This window comes from Gardnerella washingtoni, assembly GCF_049262705.1.
In the GTDB taxonomy this organism is placed as follows: domain Bacteria; phylum Actinomycetota; class Actinomycetes; order Actinomycetales; family Bifidobacteriaceae; genus Bifidobacterium; species Bifidobacterium vaginale_D.
Genome location: NZ_CP058398.1, coordinates 733,264 through 749,537, shown reverse-complemented (window position 1 = coordinate 749,537; position 16,274 = coordinate 733,264). Strand labels below are relative to the sequence as shown.

General features: G+C 42.1%; 18 protein-coding genes. 17 read left to right on the top strand and 1 reads right to left on the bottom strand.

Translation table 11 applies throughout. The features are described 5' to 3' along the window. Window positions 1-60: 60 nt before the first annotated feature. Window positions 61-645: a hypothetical protein gene (locus HXT28_RS02890; RefSeq protein WP_016636641.1), complete on the bottom strand. Its 585-nt coding sequence runs from the start codon at window positions 643-645 to the stop codon at window positions 61-63. 402 nt (window positions 646-1,047) lie between these two features. Between HXT28_RS02890 and HXT28_RS02885 the strand changes: the two genes are divergently transcribed. The 17 genes from HXT28_RS02885 (at window position 1,048) to HXT28_RS02805 (ending at window position 16,203) form a co-directional block, all read left to right on the top strand. Next, a complete protein-coding gene (locus tag HXT28_RS02885; protein ID WP_016636640.1) occupies window positions 1,048-2,178 on the top strand; it encodes a GuaB3 family IMP dehydrogenase-related protein in 1,131 nt (376 codons plus the stop codon). A 319-nt stretch (window positions 2,179-2,497) separates the two neighbouring features. Further along, the gene (locus tag HXT28_RS02880) at window positions 2,498-4,558 is read left to right on the top strand and encodes an AMP-dependent synthetase/ligase (protein WP_422113695.1); all 2,061 of its coding nucleotides are present in this window, start codon (window positions 2,498-2,500) and stop codon (window positions 4,556-4,558) included. A 47-nt stretch (window positions 4,559-4,605) separates the two neighbouring features. Then, window positions 4,606-5,094 carry a peptide deformylase gene (locus HXT28_RS02875; protein ID WP_016636638.1) on the top strand — a complete coding sequence of 163 codons (489 nt, stop codon included), beginning with the start codon at window positions 4,606-4,608 and terminating at the stop codon, window positions 5,092-5,094. A 307-nt stretch (window positions 5,095-5,401) separates the two neighbouring features. Further along, window positions 5,402-6,220, top strand: a complete 819-nt coding sequence (gene rpsB / locus HXT28_RS02870) for a 30S ribosomal protein S2 (protein WP_032814360.1) — start codon at window positions 5,402-5,404, stop codon at window positions 6,218-6,220. A gap of 100 nt (window positions 6,221-6,320) precedes the next feature. Then, complete coding sequence (gene tsf, locus HXT28_RS02865) at window positions 6,321-7,172, top strand: translation elongation factor Ts (protein WP_016636636.1); 852 nt, start codon at window positions 6,321-6,323, stop codon at window positions 7,170-7,172. A 285-nt stretch (window positions 7,173-7,457) separates the two neighbouring features. Further along, complete coding sequence (gene pyrH / locus HXT28_RS02860) at window positions 7,458-8,207, top strand: UMP kinase (RefSeq protein ID WP_032814353.1); 750 nt, start codon at window positions 7,458-7,460, stop codon at window positions 8,205-8,207. A 131-nt stretch (window positions 8,208-8,338) separates the two neighbouring features. Beyond that, the gene (frr, locus tag HXT28_RS02855) at window positions 8,339-8,893 is read left to right on the top strand and encodes a ribosome recycling factor (RefSeq protein ID WP_016636634.1); all 555 of its coding nucleotides are present in this window, start codon (window positions 8,339-8,341) and stop codon (window positions 8,891-8,893) included. A gap of 51 nt (window positions 8,894-8,944) precedes the next feature. Further along, window positions 8,945-9,967: a phosphatidate cytidylyltransferase gene (locus HXT28_RS02850; protein ID WP_422113639.1), complete on the top strand. Its 1,023-nt coding sequence runs from the start codon at window positions 8,945-8,947 to the stop codon at window positions 9,965-9,967. Window positions 9,968-10,012: 45 nt separating this feature from the next. Then, the gene (gene lgt / locus HXT28_RS02845; protein ID WP_422113638.1) at window positions 10,013-10,930 is read left to right on the top strand and encodes a prolipoprotein diacylglyceryl transferase; all 918 of its coding nucleotides are present in this window, start codon (window positions 10,013-10,015) and stop codon (window positions 10,928-10,930) included. A gap of 80 nt (window positions 10,931-11,010) precedes the next feature. Continuing rightward, window positions 11,011-11,676 carry a ribulose-phosphate 3-epimerase gene (gene rpe, locus HXT28_RS02840; protein ID WP_032814362.1) on the top strand — a complete coding sequence of 222 codons (666 nt, stop codon included), beginning with the start codon at window positions 11,011-11,013 and terminating at the stop codon, window positions 11,674-11,676. 124 nt (window positions 11,677-11,800) lie between these two features. Next, window positions 11,801-12,415, top strand: a complete 615-nt coding sequence (locus tag HXT28_RS02835) for a CDP-alcohol phosphatidyltransferase family protein (protein ID WP_016636630.1) — start codon at window positions 11,801-11,803, stop codon at window positions 12,413-12,415. Window positions 12,416-12,421: 6 nt separating this feature from the next. Further along, complete coding sequence (locus tag HXT28_RS02830; RefSeq protein WP_064347410.1) at window positions 12,422-13,465, top strand: DUF881 domain-containing protein; 1,044 nt, start codon at window positions 12,422-12,424, stop codon at window positions 13,463-13,465. A 2-nt stretch (window positions 13,466-13,467) separates the two neighbouring features. Beyond that, on the top strand, window positions 13,468-13,800 hold the full coding sequence (locus HXT28_RS02825) for a small basic family protein (protein WP_016636628.1): 333 nt from the start codon (window positions 13,468-13,470) through the stop codon (window positions 13,798-13,800). Window positions 13,801-13,803: 3 nt separating this feature from the next. Beyond that, window positions 13,804-14,640 (top strand): DUF881 domain-containing protein, encoded by an 837-nt coding sequence (locus HXT28_RS02820; protein ID WP_016636627.1) that lies wholly within the window; start codon window positions 13,804-13,806, stop codon window positions 14,638-14,640. Window positions 14,641-14,658: 18 nt separating this feature from the next. After that, entirely contained in the window at window positions 14,659-15,099 is a 441-nt protein-coding gene (locus tag HXT28_RS02815) for an FHA domain-containing protein (protein WP_016636626.1), read from the top strand. Further along, window positions 15,077-15,727, top strand: a complete 651-nt coding sequence (locus HXT28_RS02810; protein WP_016636625.1) for a MerR family transcriptional regulator — start codon at window positions 15,077-15,079, stop codon at window positions 15,725-15,727. The genes HXT28_RS02815 and HXT28_RS02810 overlap by 23 nt, the downstream gene beginning before the upstream one ends. An 89-nt stretch (window positions 15,728-15,816) precedes the next feature. After that, complete coding sequence (locus HXT28_RS02805; RefSeq protein ID WP_422113637.1) at window positions 15,817-16,203, top strand: hypothetical protein; 387 nt, start codon at window positions 15,817-15,819, stop codon at window positions 16,201-16,203. Window positions 16,204-16,274 lie beyond the last annotated feature (71 nt).

Sequence of the window (16,274 nt, the reverse complement as noted above, 5' to 3'; positions counted from 1 at the left end):
TTTCTATTTCTAAAATTACGTGTTTTAATTACGTGCTTGTTTTCTTTTGTAATATGCTGGCTAACCTAAGTCTGCATATGTGCAAATCCATTTGTTGTACCGTAGTTCCAAGGCTAATGAAACCCAATATTGTGTTTGTCCTGCAATAATATGCACAACTCCTTCAAAATGAGTCGGACTTACTAGCATGCCGTTAAATAACACTGGAACCGCAGGAAACTTTCGTATTGCTGAACGAGATTCTGTATCATGTTGATCGCTAAAGTACTCATCCATTAGTTTCCACATATTGGACAGTTTATTCATGCATTTCGGAGTGAGCAATTTAGACATTGCTGGAGAAATAGGTCTACCGCGAGAAATATCTGCAGCAATACACGCGATTTGGCAAGTTTTCAACGCCAAATTAATAAATGCTTCCTCATCGCGATTATCGAAATAGCACATGCCAACGTGATATTCTAAATAGCCGCGCGAAAAACCAATACGCAATTTTCCTTCATGAACAGGCAAATAATGTTTGATAGTAGTAATGCGTGGTATGCGTTCGCGCTTGTCGTGACTATTGTGCATCGACTCATCGGTGTGCTCATCGTCGTCATCCTGGTTTTCCATGCTGTACGCATCAACAAAATCAATTTTCATATTCTTCTCCTATCCTTTCTCTTGGTAAAAATTGTTACTATTGAGCGCCTGCTGAGTGTGTATCTTGTACATGCAGCAAGTTTAGATAAAAGCTTACAAGGTAATTTTTGCTGAACTGAAGAATTAACAAAAATGTGGATAAATTACAAAATATTTATTCAATGCTTTGAAAATAAACGAGTTTGAGTGTGTTGAATTATACACATTACTGTTTGCAGGGAGTATCAAAATGCTATAAACAAGCACTAATCGTATCTATTATACAGTTAGTATTTTGTAAAAGCCTGAGAAGTTCTGTAAATTTTGCATAAAATCTTGTTTTTCTTGCAATTATGCTACAAGAAATAACATGACATCGTTGAGCGCGACACTTCGTCAGTATAAGGCACTAGCCTAAGAAGTATGTCTCAGGAAATTGAAATTGGTTTGGGCAAAAAAGCCCGAGTTGCATATTCGCTCGACGATATTGCTATCCTTCCTTCGCGCCGTTCGCGTGATCCGCAAGCTGTATCTACTGCATGGCAAGTAGATGCCTACACGTTTGATATTCCAATCCTTGCTGCTCCAATGGATTCAGTAACAAGCCCAGATACAGCAATTGCAATCGGTCAAATGGGTGGTCTTGGAGTTCTCGATTTGGAGGGCTTATGGACTCGCTACGAGAATCCAGAGCCGTTGTTGAAGGAAATATCTGAGCTTCCATCTGATATTGCAACTCGTCGTATTCAGGAAATCTACGCTGAACCAATTAAGCCGGAATTAATCGTAAAACGATTGCACACTATTCGTGACGCTGGTGTTACTGTTGCTGGAGCTCTTTCTCCACAACGAACGCAGGAATTTTATAATACTGTTCTTGAAGCTGGCGTTGACTTATTTGTTATTCGTGGAACTGCTGTGTCTGCAGAACATGTTTCTCAAGATCATGATCCTCTTGATTTAAAGAAATTTATTTATGATCTTGATGTGCCTGTTATTGTTGGCGGTTGTGCTGATTACACTTCTGCTTTGCATTTAATGCGCACCGGTGCTGCAGGTATTCTTGTTGGATTCGGCGGTGGTGCCGTGTCTGCAACTATGAATACTTTGGGCGTGCAGGCGCCTATGGCTACTGCAATTGCTGATGTTGCTGAAGCTCGCCGAGATTATATGGATGAGTCCGGTGGTCGTTACGTGCAGATTATTGCGGACGGTGGAATGGGTAATTCTGGCAACTTTATTAAGGCACTTGCTATGGGTGCTGACGCTGTTATGCTCAGCACTCCTTTGGCTCGTGCTACTGAAGCCCCAGGTCGTGGCACTCATTGGGGTGCTGAAGCTCGTCATGCAACACTGCCACGCGGTATGCGTACTCATGTTGGCACAGTGGCTCCTTTAGAAAACATTCTTTTTGGGCCAAGTCATGAAGCTGACGGTACTACAAACTTTGTTGGCGCGCTGCGTCGTACCATGGCATCTACTGGCTATGTGGATGTAAAAAGTTTCCAACGTTGTAGCGTTGTATTCAATCCATTCCATCAGGATGTGCGCTAATAACGTGTAAATAAAATATGTATTTGTAATAATTTGCAATAATACAATTTACGGCTTAGTGGTAATTCGCTAAGCCGTTCTTTTTTAAGAAAGAGGTAACTATAAAAAGTTTCAGTACTGGTGCATAATATGACGAAAGTTTTTGTGTATGCCATCGTGTATGCCATCGCGTATCCCAAGTGCCAAATAGTATACATGTGTGAATTAAGTTCCAAACTTTTTTATTTCTTATTATTTTGTTTGTAAATAACAATATTAAGTACAAATTTTTGTAATAAGTGCAGTGGTGTCGACTTTGCTATCAAGTACAATGAATACTATGCTCCGAGAATTTGCTGTAGAAGCCATTCACCCAACTCAAGACGGTGATACTATTTATTCCCTCCTCGCCAACCGTGCTATGCGTGACCCTCAGGGAGTTATTGCGCAATGGCAAGATGAAGATACTCGCCAATGGCATGATGTTACTGCTGCTGAGATGCTCAATAAAGTTCGTGCTGCGGCGCGTGGTTTAATTGCACTTGGTGTGCATCACGGTTCAAAAGTTGTTATTTATGCTGCTACCTGCTATGAGTGGGGTATTGTTGATTTCGCTTGTGCATGCATTGGTGCTGTAAGTATTCCTATTTACGAGACTGACTCTGCGCTGCAAGCTGCAGATATTATTGATGAGGTGAAGCCAGTTATTGCTTTTGCTGGTGATGACGTTCATGCTCAGTGTTTAGAACGTGTGCGCCAAGATCATAAACGCATCACGTTGAAAACAGTCTTTAACTTTAAAGCTGGCGGCTTAGAAGCTGTGATTGATTTTGGTAAAACTATCGATGACGATGAACTTAATCAATGTGTTGCTGCAGTTAAAGCCGATGACTTAGCTACGATTGTGTACACTTCTGGTTCTACTGGCAAACCGAAGGGTGCTATGCTTTCGCACCGTAACTTTACGCATATTGTGTATGCTGGGTATGATGTGTTAAGTGACATGCTTTGTAAACCTAACCGTTTGCTGCTGTTCCTTCCTTTAGCACATTGTTTTGCTCGCTATATTCAATATGTTGCGATTGGTGCGCATGGTGTTATTGGTTATGTTCCGAACGCAAAACATTTATTAGCTGATTTGCGTAGTTTTAAGCCGACTTACTTACTTGGTGTACCGCGAGTTTTTGAGAAAGTGTATAATGCTGCATCTCAAAAGGCTGGTGCTGGTATTCGTGGTCGTATTTTTGCCAAGGCAGTTAAGCACTTCATCCAATGGTCTCGCGATAACGTCGATGGTAAAGCTCACTCGCTCGCAGCTCGTATGAATCATGCTCTGTATATGAAGACTGTTGGATCTTCTATTCGTTCAGCTTTGGGACCAAATCTTTCTTGGCTAGCTTGCGGTGGTGCTCCAATTAATGCTGATTTAGCGCATTTCTTCAACGGTCTTGATGGAATTACGTTTATTCAGGGCTATGGTATGACTGAAACTGCAGCTCCATGTGTTGTTAATTTTGAGCACGCAAATCAAGTTGGTTCAGTAGGACGTCCGGGTCCTGGAATTACTATTCGTCTTGCAGATGATGATGAAGTTCTTATCAAAGGCCCTAACGTTTTTATGGGTTACTATAATAAGCCTGAACTGACTGCAGAAGTTCTTGATGAAGATGGCTGGTTGCATTCTGGCGATCTTGGTGAGATTGATGATGAAGGTTTCCTTTCTATCACGGGGCGCAAGAAGGATATTATTATTACGGCTGGAGGCAAAAATATAAGCCCAGCTCCTATGGAAAGTATCATTTCACAATGCCCATTAGTTTCTCATGCAGTAGTTGTTGGTGATGGTAAGCCGTTCGTTTCTGCACTTATCGAATTAGATCCAGATATGGTTCATTCATGGCTGAAAACGAAGGGTATGGATATTAATCTTCCTATGAGTGAGATTGCTGCAAATGATGCTGTTCGTTCAGTTGTACAGCAATTTATTGATCAAGCTAATAGCACGGTTTCTCGCGCAGAATCGGTTCGTAAGTTTGTCATCTTGCAGGATGAATTTACGCAGGATGCAGGAACTTTGACACCAAGCATGAAAATTGTTCGTCCGAAAATTCTTGCACAATATGCTGATATTATTGAGACACAGTTGTACGCTCCAAAGCCGAATATTCGACCATTGCCAGCAACCGTTAAGATTCTTGATAAAACTACTGAAACAGTGAAACAGGCGCAAGAAACTGTGAAGCAAGCTCAGGAAGTTATGACTCCGCGTGTTCGTCAGGCTATTGATCAAGCTGCAACTCATCTTAAGCATTTTGGTGAGGAAGCAGCTACTGATTCTTCTTCGACCTCTCGTGATAGTAAAGATACTAAAGATAACAAAGAAGAATCTGTTAATCTGTAGTAGAAACTAATTTTTACGAAGGTTACTTGTACAATGAAGGAGTTTGAGTGACTGTTAGAAAAATCCGTGTTGTTCCGGATCCTGTGCTGCGCACGCCTTGCGATGAGATTCGCGAGATTACGCCAGCTGTGAGGCATTTAGTTGAAGATTTGCTAGAAACAGTGAATGATCCAGGGCGAGCGGGATTATCAGCTAATCAAATTGGTGTAAGTCTTAGAGCTTTCTCCTATAATATTGATGGTCGTATTGGCTATATTTTGAATCCAGTTCTTGAGGAACTGAGTGGTGAGCAATACGATGATGAAGGTTGTTTATCTGTTCCAGGATTATGGTACAAAACTCGTAGGTATAATCATGCTCGTGCGCGTGGTATTGATTTAGATGGCAAGACTGTGGTGCTTGAAGGTGAAGGACTTATGGCACGCATGCTGCAGCATGAGTGTGATCATTTAGATGGTCATGTTTATTTAGATAGACTCGAAAAAGATGTTCGTCGCCAAGCTATGAGGGAATTGCGCAACAATATACGATCATAGTTTTGTATGTAATCGTTTGTGCGCAATAGTAATGATATAAGAACCGGTATTTCTGTTATGACATAGAGCAGAAGTATCGGTTTTTTAGTATTGAGTATCTGTTACAATCGCGTTTGGCGTGTCCGTTTTGAGCATGAGTATTGTCGCGTTATATAAGTGCTCGCTTTTATTGTCTACAAGGATTCGCAAATACGCGCCATGTACGCGTCCGTTCGTGTCGGTCGGCTTGGGTTAAGACAGTATGTCAAGCCAAGTTGCATGCGAACAGGCATGGCCAGGCAAGAACCGACAAGAAAGGTATAAAGATATGGCACAGATTACCATGAGCGAAATGCTGAAGGCTGGTTTGCACTTCGGTCATCAGACTCGTCGCTGGAATCCAAAGATGAAGCAGTTCATTCTTACTCAGCGCAATGGTATTCATATCATCAATTTGTTCAAGTCTCTCGACATGATCGACAAGGCTTATGACTTCGTTAAGCAGACTGTTGCTCACAACGGCACTGTTCTTTTCGTAGGCACTAAGAAGCAGGCTCAGGAAGCTGTACAGAATCAGGCAACTCGCGTAAACATGCCTTACGTTTGCGAGCGTTGGCTTGGTGGTATGTTAACTAACTTCCAGACTGTTTCTACTCGCGTAAAGCGCTTGAAGGAACTTGAGGAAATGGACTTCAGCGATGTTCGCGGCTCTGGTTTGACCAAGAAGGAACTTTTGCTTCTCGAGCGTGAGAAAGATAAGCTTTCCAAGCAGCTCGGTGGTATTCGCAACATGAACCGTACCCCATCTGCCATGTTCGTTGTTGATATTAACAAGGAAGCTTTGGCTGTTGAGGAAGCTCATAAGCTTGGTATTCCAGTTGTGGCAATCGTTGATACTAACACCGATCCTGAAGCTGTTGAGTACCCAATCCCAGCTAACGATGACGCTATTCGTGGCGTTGAATTGTTAACCAGCTTGATGGCTGATGCTGTTGCTGAAGGCTTGCTTGAGCATGCTGGTAAGGGCGCTAAGTCCGAAGGCGCTGAAGCTCAGCCAATGGCAGCTTGGGAAAAGGAACTTCTTACCAAGGAAGGCGAAGCTGAAGCTAAGCCTGCTGAGGAAGAAAAAACTGAGGCAAACGCCTGATAAGCTAATTTGCAACCAGATTCTTACATAAAGCTGCAAGATTCAATGAATGAGTTGTATTTTGCAGCTTTAAGAATCATATTGATACGAGGAGAACAAAATGGCAGCAATTACTGCAGCGTTGATTAAGCAGGTGCGTGAAGAAACTGGCGCCGGCATGATGGACGTTAAAAAAGCTCTTACTGAAGCTGAAGGCGACGTTGCCCGCGCTAAGGAAATCATCCGCGCAAAGGGTATTCAGGCCGCTGGTAAGCGTGAGGGTCGTAAGGCTCAGGAAGGCACCATCGCTTCTAAGGTTGTTAAGTCTGCTGAAGGCGAAACTGGTTATGCAGTTGAGTTGAATTCTGAAACTGACTTCGTGGCAAAGACCCCTAAGTTTGTGGAATTCTCTAACACTGTTCTTGACCATGCTGTTGAAGCTAATGCTTCTACTGCTGAAGAAGTACTTGCAGCTCCAGCTGATGGCGCAACCGTTAAGGAATCTGTTGAAGAAGCAGCGGCTTTGTTTGGCGAGCACGTCAAGGTTGGTCAGGTAGCTAAGGTAAGCGGTCCACACGTTGAGATTTATGCTCACAAGAAGTCCGTAGAATTGCCTCCAAGCATCGTTTCTATGATTGCTACTGACGAAGCTGGCGCAAAGGTTGCTCACGAGGCAGCTTTGCAGATTTCCGCTATGGGTGCTCAGTGGCTTCGCCGCGAAGATGTTCCAGAAGAAGTTTTGGAGTCTGAGCGTCGCGTTGCTACTGAGAAGTCTTTGGCTGAAGGCAAGCCAGAGAAGATTGTTCCGAAGATTGTTGAAGGTCGTATGAACGCCTTCTTCAAGGAAACTGTTCTTCTTGAGCAGGCTTATGTCAAGGATCCTTCCAAGACTGTTGGTGACTTGTTCAAGGAAGTTGGCGGTACTGCTTTCGCCTTCGCTCGTGTTGAAGTTGGCAAGGGTGCTGCTGAATAAGCATTGCTTATGCTAAGAGTCAGTTTTGGCGCTTAATTATAGGGTTGTGTGTACAAGTTGCACACAGCCCATTTTTATATTTCATTGCTAGCTTAATGTGCGTAATATTGTTGGCTAGTATTGAGCAGCAGGGATTATTTTGTAGAACAGATAGAAACTGAACAATATCAAGTAACTTTTATGATGATGAAACAGTCAATTAAATTATGTGTTTTGAGTGTCGTGAATAATAGATAGACTGGCAAAGATATGCTTGCATTCGCCATGATGACTGGAGGAATCTGTATGGCTATTGCGCAAACGAAGGGAAGCAAGTCCCGTAGGGTTTTATTAAAGCTTTCTGGTGAAGCATTTGGTGGCGGTGCTGTCGGTATTGATACTCATGTTATTCGTAGAATTGCTGGGGAAATCATGACTGCAGTACTTGATGGCGTTCAAGTTGCTATTGTTGTCGGCGGCGGTAACTTCTTTAGGGGAGCGGAATTGCAGCAGGCTGGTATTGATCGCAGTCGTGGTGATTACATGGGTATGTTAGGTACTGTTATGAATTGCTTAGCTCTTCAAGATTTTCTTGAGCAAGCAGGTCAAGCAACGCGCGTTCAAACAGCCATTACTATGGGTCAAGTTGCCGAGCCGTATATTCCTTTGAAAGCTATTCGTCATCTTGAAAAAGGGCGAGTAGTTATTTTTGGTGCTGGTGCTGGTATGCCATACTTCTCTACAGATACTGTATCTATTCAACGTTCTTTGGAAATTCACTGTGATGAAGTTCTTATGGGTAAGAATGGTGTTGATGGAGTTTACAGTGCGGATCCTCGTAAAGATTCAAATGCTAGAAAATTTGTCACACTTAGCTACCATAAGGCTCTTGTTGATGGTTTAGCTGTAATGGATGCCTCAGCGCTCTCTATGGCTCGCGATAATAATCAAAAAATTCGCGTATTTGGTTTAGAAGGTGAAGGCAACGTAACTCGCGCGCTTGTTGGTGAGTCTATTGGTACGTTAGTGTCAGATGCAGAACCTACATTTGCGTAACAACAATCCGAATAGCGCTTGATATGTACGCAATTGTTGAGTACATACGAAATGAAATTTACGCATAAGTTTATGCAAGTTTATTTTCGAGTATATATGTGAAATATGTATAGAACACAAAAGGAGAATATATGTCAGCAATCATTGATCAAGCAAAAGAACAGATGAATAAATCTGTAGAGGCAACCAAAGAAAATTTCATGGGTATTCGCACTGGTCGTGCTAATCCTGCTTTACTGAATGGTATTATGGTTGATTATTATGGTGCGCCAACGCCAATTAAAGCTGTTGCTTCGATCGGTGTTCCTGAGCCTCGCACCCTTGCTGTTACTCCTTTTGATGCTTCTCAAGCAAATGCTGTTGAGAAAGCTATTCGTGATTCTGATTTGGGTGTCAGTCCTAATCGTGATGGCAATGTTATTCGCGTGACTATGCCTGAACTTACTGAAGAACGTCGTAAAGAATATGTCAAACTTGCTAAGAGTAAAGCCGAAGAAGGAAAAGTAGCAGTACGTAATATTCGTCGTAAAGCTAAGGAATCTATTGATAAGTCAGTTAAAGACGGTGATCTTGGTGAAGATGAGGGTGATCGTTTACTGAAAGAACTTGATAAAGTAACTAAGCAAGTTACTGATTCTTTAGATGTTTTGCTTGAAGGCAAGCAAAAAGAAATTATGGAAGTCTGAGTCTTGTAATTATTCCTCGATTTTTGTAATTTCAATCTGAATGGGTGTCGTATGAGTCAACAAAAACAGCATGATTTTGCCAATGTAGTCAGTCAAGCGCGTGTTGATAACGCTGTAAAAGAAGCTATTGCCACCTCTGGTGAAGCAGCACACGGCACCCACGAGACTTTGTCAGATATTAATCGTCGCACAGGTCGTAACATGCCTCAAGCAATTGCAACTGCTGTCGTGCTCGTGGTAGCAATTATTGCTTGTTTGCTTATTAGCATTGATGTTTTTGTCGTGTTAATGGCTATTTTTATGGTGTTGGCACTATGGGAGTTGCATGTTGATTTTGCAACGCTCGGATTGCGTATCCCATTCGTAACGCTTTCTTTATGCTCACTGCTTACTATTTTTGCCACTTACTACGCAAAATGGCATGCAGTCGCTATGGCTAGCGGTATTACAGCGTCGTTAGTGCTTACCCTTATTTGTGCAACGTTGAGCAATACTGTTTCGGCGAGAACTATGCAAGCTGTAGAAAAAAAGCTTCAAGGTTCTGCGCATATTGCTTATGAGCATACTTTATTTACCAATACATCTGTTTCATTATTTGTAGTGTTGTACATACCGCTACTTGCTTCTTGTATTGTGTTAGCTCTTACGAGTACTCGTTATGCGGTAGCTCATGCCATGCTATTGGTGTTTTTGCCAGCATTAAGCGATACTGGCGGATTGTTTGCTGGTGCTTGGCTTGGTAAGCATAAGCTTTCACCTCGCATTTCGCCGAAGAAATCTATTGAAGGCTTAGTCGGTTCTATGCTTTTTGCAATCATAGGCGCATACGCAATTGTTGCTGGCTTCTACGGTTCTGCTTGGTTTACTTGTTGGTGGATGCCTTTAGTAATGGGTATTGCCTCAGGAATAGTGGGCACTTTTGGTGATTTGTGTGCTTCGATGCTTAAGCGAGATATTGGTATTAAAGACATGGGTCATTTACTGAAGGGTCATGGTGGGGTGCTTGATCGTGTAGACTCCATTCTGCTATGTGGTCCTGTGTTGTTAGTGTTGTTACAGCTTGCGCATCTTTAAGATGTGTTTTGAGTTCAATCACGAGTTTTTATTAAAGTTGGCATTATGACGATTTGTTATATTCCTTCACCAAGCATTTCACAGTTGACGCTTGGATTCATACATATTAGATTTTATGCACTATCTATTCTTGCTGGAATCTTAATAGCAATGTGTATTACTACGCGTCGATGGAAACGTGTAGGTGGCGATTTTAATCAGATTCTTGACCTTGTTCTCGTAAGCTTGCCTGCTGGAATAATTGGTGCACGTTTGTATCATGTTATTACCACTCCTGAAAAGTTTTTTGGTTCGCATGGCGATTTCTTTGAAATTTTCAGAATCTGGAACGGCGGTCTTGGCATTTGGGGAGGAATATTCTTAGGATCGCTGGCAGCATGTGCTTTATGTAAATATCGCAAATATCCTATTGGTTTACTCGCTGATGCGGCAGCTCCTGCAATACTTATTGCGCAAGGTGTTGGTAGACTTGGCAATTGGTTTAATCAAGAACTTTATGGCGCACCAACAACATTGCCTTGGGGTTTGAAGTTGAATTATGCTGCTACTCAAGCTATTGGTCACAGTGAGCGCTGTTATGATGGGTTAACCTGTCCTGCTGGCACACTGTTTCATCCAACATTCTTGTATGAGATGATTTGGAATTTCATTGGTGCAGCCTTGCTTATTGGCTTTGGTAAAGTTCTTGTTCAAAAGTTACGTGCTGGTTCTTTATTTGCGCTATATGTTATGTGGTATACCGCAGGCCGAGTTTGGATTGAAGCACTGCGTATTGATTTTTCGCATGTTTTCTTAGGTGTGCGTATTAATGTATGGGTTTCAATACTTGTTTTCCTTCTAGCGGCTTTGTGCGTTATTTTATTGCAGCGTAGTGCTAGTACGCGCGATGAGCTTGTTGAGCGTCTTATCGATGTAACATCAGATGAAAAAGAACGTGAAGCGCAGTGTACTTCTCATAAGTAGTTGGTATGTAATAGCAAGTTCATGTGTGAGTCTGCTGTTATATGGTGTAATCGTCGCTTGCATTTCCTAGAATGGAACGTATGAATATACAAATAGCACCTAGTATTCTTTCCGCAGATTTTTGTAATCTTGAACGCGATCTTGATGCAATTTCTAATGCGGATCTTGTTCACGTTGATGTGATGGATCATCACTTTGTACCTAACTTAACTTTGGGTGAACCAATTGTTAAGCGAATTTGTGAGGTTACTAAACTTCCAGTTGACGTACATTTGATGATTGAGGATCCAGATCGTTGGGCTCCAGAGTACGCTAAACTTGGAGCTGCCTCTGTCAGTTTCCATATGGGAGCTACTCATGCTCCTGTGCGTTTAGCACGTCAGCTTCGCGATATGGGTTGTAAAGCTTGCTTCGCTGTGCGCCCTGCGGAGCCGGTAGAACCTATTTTTGATATTCTCGACGAGTTTGACATGGTTCTGATTATGACTGTTGAACCAGGTTTTGGTGGTCAGAAGTTCCTGAGTAATCAAATGAATAAGGTTCGTCGCTTGCGGGATGAGATTACTCGCCGTGGCTTGTCGACGCATATTCAAGTTGATGGTGGTGTGAGTCCTTCCACTGCTGCAACAGTTGCAGAAGCTGGAGCAGATGTGCTTGTTGCTGGTTCTGCAGTTTATGGTGCTGCAAGTCCAGCAGAGGCTATTGAAGCTATACGTAACACTGCGCAAGCTGCCTGGCGCGCGTAGCGGAAAAATTGGGGGCATGAAAAATGTCCCCGATTTCTTAAAAAACGTTGCCAGCAATACAGCATACGCATTGCGCGTATGCTGTCATATTTCTATATGACAATATTGGACGAAAGAAGATACCATGGCTAAGTTCATAATGAACCAGGAATACAGTCCTGCGGCAATGAATCGCGTGTTGACAGTGCCTAATGCCATTAGTTTCTTGCGTATATGTTCGATTCCGTATCTTGCTTGGCTTATTACTCAACGGCACATGATGGTAGCTCTTATTGTATTAGCCATTTCAGCTTTTTCTGATTGCGTTGATGGGTATATTGCTAGGCGTTGGAATCAAGTAAGTAAATTAGGTCAGATTCTTGACCCTATAGCAGATCGCTTACTTATTGTCTGTAGCACATTAGCCTTAGCAATAGCAAAAGTTATACCATGGTGGGCATTAATACTGGTAGTATTGCGCGATGTTGTTATGGCTGTACTGGTGATTGTACTTGCGCAATATGATTATGGTCCATTACCAGTTAATTTTGTTGGTAAAGCTGGTACTGCGTTACTTATGTTAGCTATAGTTTCTTTAATGATTGTGTATGCTGTAGCTAGTGAGTCAATGCTCGTGCTTTATGCTGCTGCTCTAGCATGTGGAGTGTGGGGTATTGCTCTCTATTGGTATGCAGGACTTTTATATTATAGGCAAGCTTATGCTTTGCTCTCAAAGTTATCAGTGCGTCAAGGCATGTAGGTACGTATGACACAGCATGACGTGTTTGATAGCTCTCGAAGTAGTGCGAACAATATAACATTGAATTCGCATTATAAGAATATACCTGAGACTTTTTTGCCCTCTGCTGGTGCAATGTTATCTCGACGTCGCGCGCTCTTTTCTCGTTCATTTGCGAATCTTGAAACACATCATGTTACGTTGAATGCTCATAGTTTTACGCATCATCACGACCGTAGTCGCTATATTGATGATTATGCGTTACGCCTTATTGATGATTTAACTAATCGTCCTGTTGATCCAATGTTTATGGATGCTCGCTTGAGTAAGCAACCGATACGACCGTTACAACTTTGGTTGACACGTATTGTTGTGTTTTTATTGTGTATTGCTATTGGTACCGTTGGAAGCCAATTTGTTCGTAAATTACATACTGATCCTCGCAAAGCTATACGTTCGTCACTGGCTAATGAGTTAGTTGGCTATTCAACTCGTTTTGACAAGCTTGTGAGGGAAGTTACTGATCTTCGTAACAATGTTGATCACGAATCTCAGCGCATTACTACTCCTGAAGAAGACGAAGTCAGTAAGTCGGATGATATGCTTAATGGTACTCGCGCTGCAGAAGGCGCTGGTATTACAGTAACGATTGCCAATCCTCTTTCTGCTGGAAGTGATGCAGGTACTGGTTCATTGCCTCGCGAAAGTAATGGTGCTCGCATGCGTCTCGTGACTGATCGAGATATTCAAATGTTTGTGTTGTCATTATGGGAAGCTGGAGCTGAAGCAATTGCTGTTAATGGACATCGTATTGGTGCACAAACTTCTATTCGTGTTGCTGGTCAAACAATTCTTGTGGGAGTGAATCAAACACAAAATCCTTATGTTATTGAAGCAATTGGTGACACTGCTGATTTGATGCGCGCTTGCAATGCTTTAAAACATGCTCAATGGTATATGTCTTTGTTGAATGCTGGTATTAATCCACAAATTTCGCCTTCTAGGGTTATACGACTTACTGCGGCGAGTATCGGTGATATTAACTTTGCTAATGAGAGAACTAGGAGATAAGCATGGCTGCAATTCTTGGCTTAATTTTAGGTGCGTTAATTGGCATTGTGGTTCATCCAGATATTCCTGTTGTGATACAACCGTATTTGCCGATTATGGTGGTTGCAGCGTTAGATGCGTTGCTTGGTGCTGCACGCGCATATTTTGAGCGAAACTTTTCTGATAAAGTTTTTGTTATTTCTTTCTTCTCGAATGTTATTGCAGCAACATTGCTTGTGTTGCTTGGTAACCAGCTTGGAGTGGGTGCACAGTTGCAGACTGCAGTTATTGTTGTGCTCGGTATTCGTATTTTCTCGAATGTTTCAGCAATTCGTCGATTCATCTTTAGGAGTTAGCGTATGGTTTCCCCATTTTCTCATACTCCACAAAATGATGATCTTCCTCATAAGTTACGTCGGCAGCATGCACACGATTGTGAAAGTGACGCTACGCAGACCGGTTCTTTCCCGGTAATTCGCCATAAAGTAAAGCCATCGTTAAGCGGTCACATTACGCGTGCTCGTATGCTTACCGGCTTGCTTATGATGTTATTGTGTGCGTTGCTTGGTTTTGCTTATATGATTCAGGTTAATCGTAGTACTTCATTGCTGTATGAAACTATGAGTGAAGAAGAGCTGACTAGGCTTATTACAGAGACTCATTCTCAAATTCAGAGTTTGGAACGTCGAAAAGGCGAACTAACAGGTCAGCTTAGTTCTTTGCGCGCTGCAGTAGATAAGCAGGATGAGGCTCGTCGTATTGCACAGCAAAATGCTCAAACGAATGGTCTTATTTCTGGGCGTCTGCCTGCTGTAGGCAAGGGAATTATTATTCATATTACTGCTGGCGAAAAAGAAAATATTGATGCTGCTACTATGTTTCAGCTTATTGAAGAATTGCGTAATGCTGGCGTAGAAGTTATGTCTATTAACGATGTGCGCATTGTTACGTCAAGCTATATTGCGCAATTAAAGCACGGTCTTTTGTGTGATAGTGTGATGATTGATCCTCCTTATATTGTTAAAGCGATTGGTGATCCACAGAATTTGCAGAATGCAGTGAATATTGCCGGTGGTGTCGGATCGCGTTTAAAAATTAAATTTGGTGCTTCTGTTATGGTTTCTGTGCCTGATGAAGTAGAAATTACTACGACACGCGAGCCAAAACAGTATGAATATGCAAAACCAGTCGAGTAACAAGGTAGAATAGCAAGTATGACTGAACCGATTCCTAGCGCTGGCGAAACCACGATTATTGGTATGCCAGCTATTCATATTCCAATGAATGCAACTTCAGATCGTCCTTTGCAGCAGGACGATTTTGAGACTATAGCAAAATTGCTGCCTGGAACTGCTTTATTAATTTCTACTAGGGGAGCAGTGTCTGGTTCTCGTTATCTTCTTGACGAGGATTTGGTGTCAGTTGGCCGTGATTCGCGCGCTGATATTTTGCTTGACGATTCCACAGTATCTCGTGCTCATGCAGTGTTTAAGCGTCATGACGGTGTATTTAGCATTGCTGATGCTGGCAGTCTTAATGGCACGTATGTGAATCGTGAACGTGTTGATGAAGCTGTGTTGCATAATGGTGATGAAATTATGATTGGCAAATTCCGGCTGGTATTTTTCGCTCATGACGCAGTTACAGTCCGATGATTCAGTCGAGGCGGTTCAGGGGGAGTTGTTTAATCTTTCTCTCTCTGTTCATCGGCTTGACGGATATCGTGGTAGTGTTGCTATGAAAGTTGCCGGTATTACTTACCGGCAACTTGATTATTGGGCGCGTAAAAGTATTATAGAGCCGTCAATTCATCCATCTAGTGGCTCTGGTTCACGTCGCTTGTATTCTTTTAAAGATATTGCAATCATGGCTGTAGCTAAAAGATTACTTGACGCTGGCGTGAATCTTATCAATGTTACGACTGCTATTATTTTTCTGAATCGCTATTCTGAAGAGCGTTTGCGTCATATGACTATTATTTGTGATGGTCAGTCTGTCCAAGAGTGCGATGAGAATCAAGATAATATGCGTCGTATGCTTGCCTCTGGCTTAGCGGTGTTTGCTATTGCTGTAGGTCGTATTGTTTCTCGCGTGGAAGAAGATTTAGCTGCCGAAAGTCCTGTTCATGATACTGCGAATAATAGCGAGTCTTATGAAAAGCAGAAACATGCGCACAAATCTTCTGTAAAGCCTCATTTATCAGTAGATCAAGTATCATCCCAAGTAAAAGATAGTTTTGCAAAAAATAGCTCATGGAATCTTATTCAAGAAACATGGGGATAATTAAGCTTCTGTATTGAGTATGTAGTGGGAAGCATGCTGGGATGTAATGTTGCTAATAATGACTTTTTCTCATCTATGAGGTTCGGTATATGTTGCATATAGGTGTTATTGCTGCTGTGGTTATTTGCTGGTTGGCTGCTGTTGCACTATTTGTGTACAGTCTGCTAGTAACTATTCGTGTTTTGTGGAAGTTGCAGCAAAGATGTTTTGCAGAAGTAAGCAATAATAATCGTCAATCTTGTAATATTACGCGATTAATGCCTTGGAGTATTGTTGTTACGCATTGTGCTGGCTTGTCGTGCGGCATGCTTGCGTATATGGTATTGCATATTATTTGCGATTTTGGATTCATTCAGCGTAATTCTTGGTTATTGTCGAATTCAGTGTTCATGCCATCGTATGTGATTATTATTGTGCTTATTGTTTTGAATCTTTCTGCTATGGTATATTGCGCGTATAAAAGCTGTAAATCTTAATGCGGCATATGCTGGCAGAGCACAATTGTAGGTTATATGCTCCAACATAGTTTACTCATTCTGATATGCAT

Excerpts from the sequence above, each read along its gene's own strand:
- HXT28_RS02890 (WP_016636641.1), bottom strand. The coding sequence starts at position 645 with ATGAAAATTGATTTTGTTGATGCGTACAGCATGGAAAACCAGGATGAC.
- HXT28_RS02885 (WP_016636640.1), top strand. The coding sequence starts at position 1,048 with ATGTCTCAGGAAATTGAAATTGGTTTGGGCAAAAAAGCCCGAGTTGCA.
- HXT28_RS02880 (WP_422113695.1), top strand. The coding sequence starts at position 2,498 with ATGCTCCGAGAATTTGCTGTAGAAGCCATTCACCCAACTCAAGACGGT.
- rpsB (WP_032814360.1), top strand. The coding sequence starts at position 5,402 with ATGGCACAGATTACCATGAGCGAAATGCTGAAGGCTGGTTTGCACTTC.
- tsf (WP_016636636.1), top strand. The coding sequence starts at position 6,321 with ATGGCAGCAATTACTGCAGCGTTGATTAAGCAGGTGCGTGAAGAAACT.
- pyrH (WP_032814353.1), top strand. The coding sequence starts at position 7,458 with ATGGCTATTGCGCAAACGAAGGGAAGCAAGTCCCGTAGGGTTTTATTA.
- frr (WP_016636634.1), top strand. The coding sequence starts at position 8,339 with ATGTCAGCAATCATTGATCAAGCAAAAGAACAGATGAATAAATCTGTA.
- HXT28_RS02850 (WP_422113639.1), top strand. The coding sequence starts at position 8,945 with ATGAGTCAACAAAAACAGCATGATTTTGCCAATGTAGTCAGTCAAGCG.
- lgt (WP_422113638.1), top strand. The coding sequence starts at position 10,013 with ATGACGATTTGTTATATTCCTTCACCAAGCATTTCACAGTTGACGCTT.
- rpe (WP_032814362.1), top strand. The coding sequence starts at position 11,011 with ATGAATATACAAATAGCACCTAGTATTCTTTCCGCAGATTTTTGTAAT.
- HXT28_RS02835 (WP_016636630.1), top strand. The coding sequence starts at position 11,801 with ATGGCTAAGTTCATAATGAACCAGGAATACAGTCCTGCGGCAATGAAT.
- HXT28_RS02830 (WP_064347410.1), top strand. The coding sequence starts at position 12,422 with ATGACACAGCATGACGTGTTTGATAGCTCTCGAAGTAGTGCGAACAAT.
- HXT28_RS02825 (WP_016636628.1), top strand. The coding sequence starts at position 13,468 with ATGGCTGCAATTCTTGGCTTAATTTTAGGTGCGTTAATTGGCATTGTG.
- HXT28_RS02820 (WP_016636627.1), top strand. The coding sequence starts at position 13,804 with ATGGTTTCCCCATTTTCTCATACTCCACAAAATGATGATCTTCCTCAT.
- HXT28_RS02815 (WP_016636626.1), top strand. The coding sequence starts at position 14,659 with ATGACTGAACCGATTCCTAGCGCTGGCGAAACCACGATTATTGGTATG.
- HXT28_RS02810 (WP_016636625.1), top strand. The coding sequence starts at position 15,077 with ATGACGCAGTTACAGTCCGATGATTCAGTCGAGGCGGTTCAGGGGGAG.
- HXT28_RS02805 (WP_422113637.1), top strand. The coding sequence starts at position 15,817 with ATGTTGCATATAGGTGTTATTGCTGCTGTGGTTATTTGCTGGTTGGCT.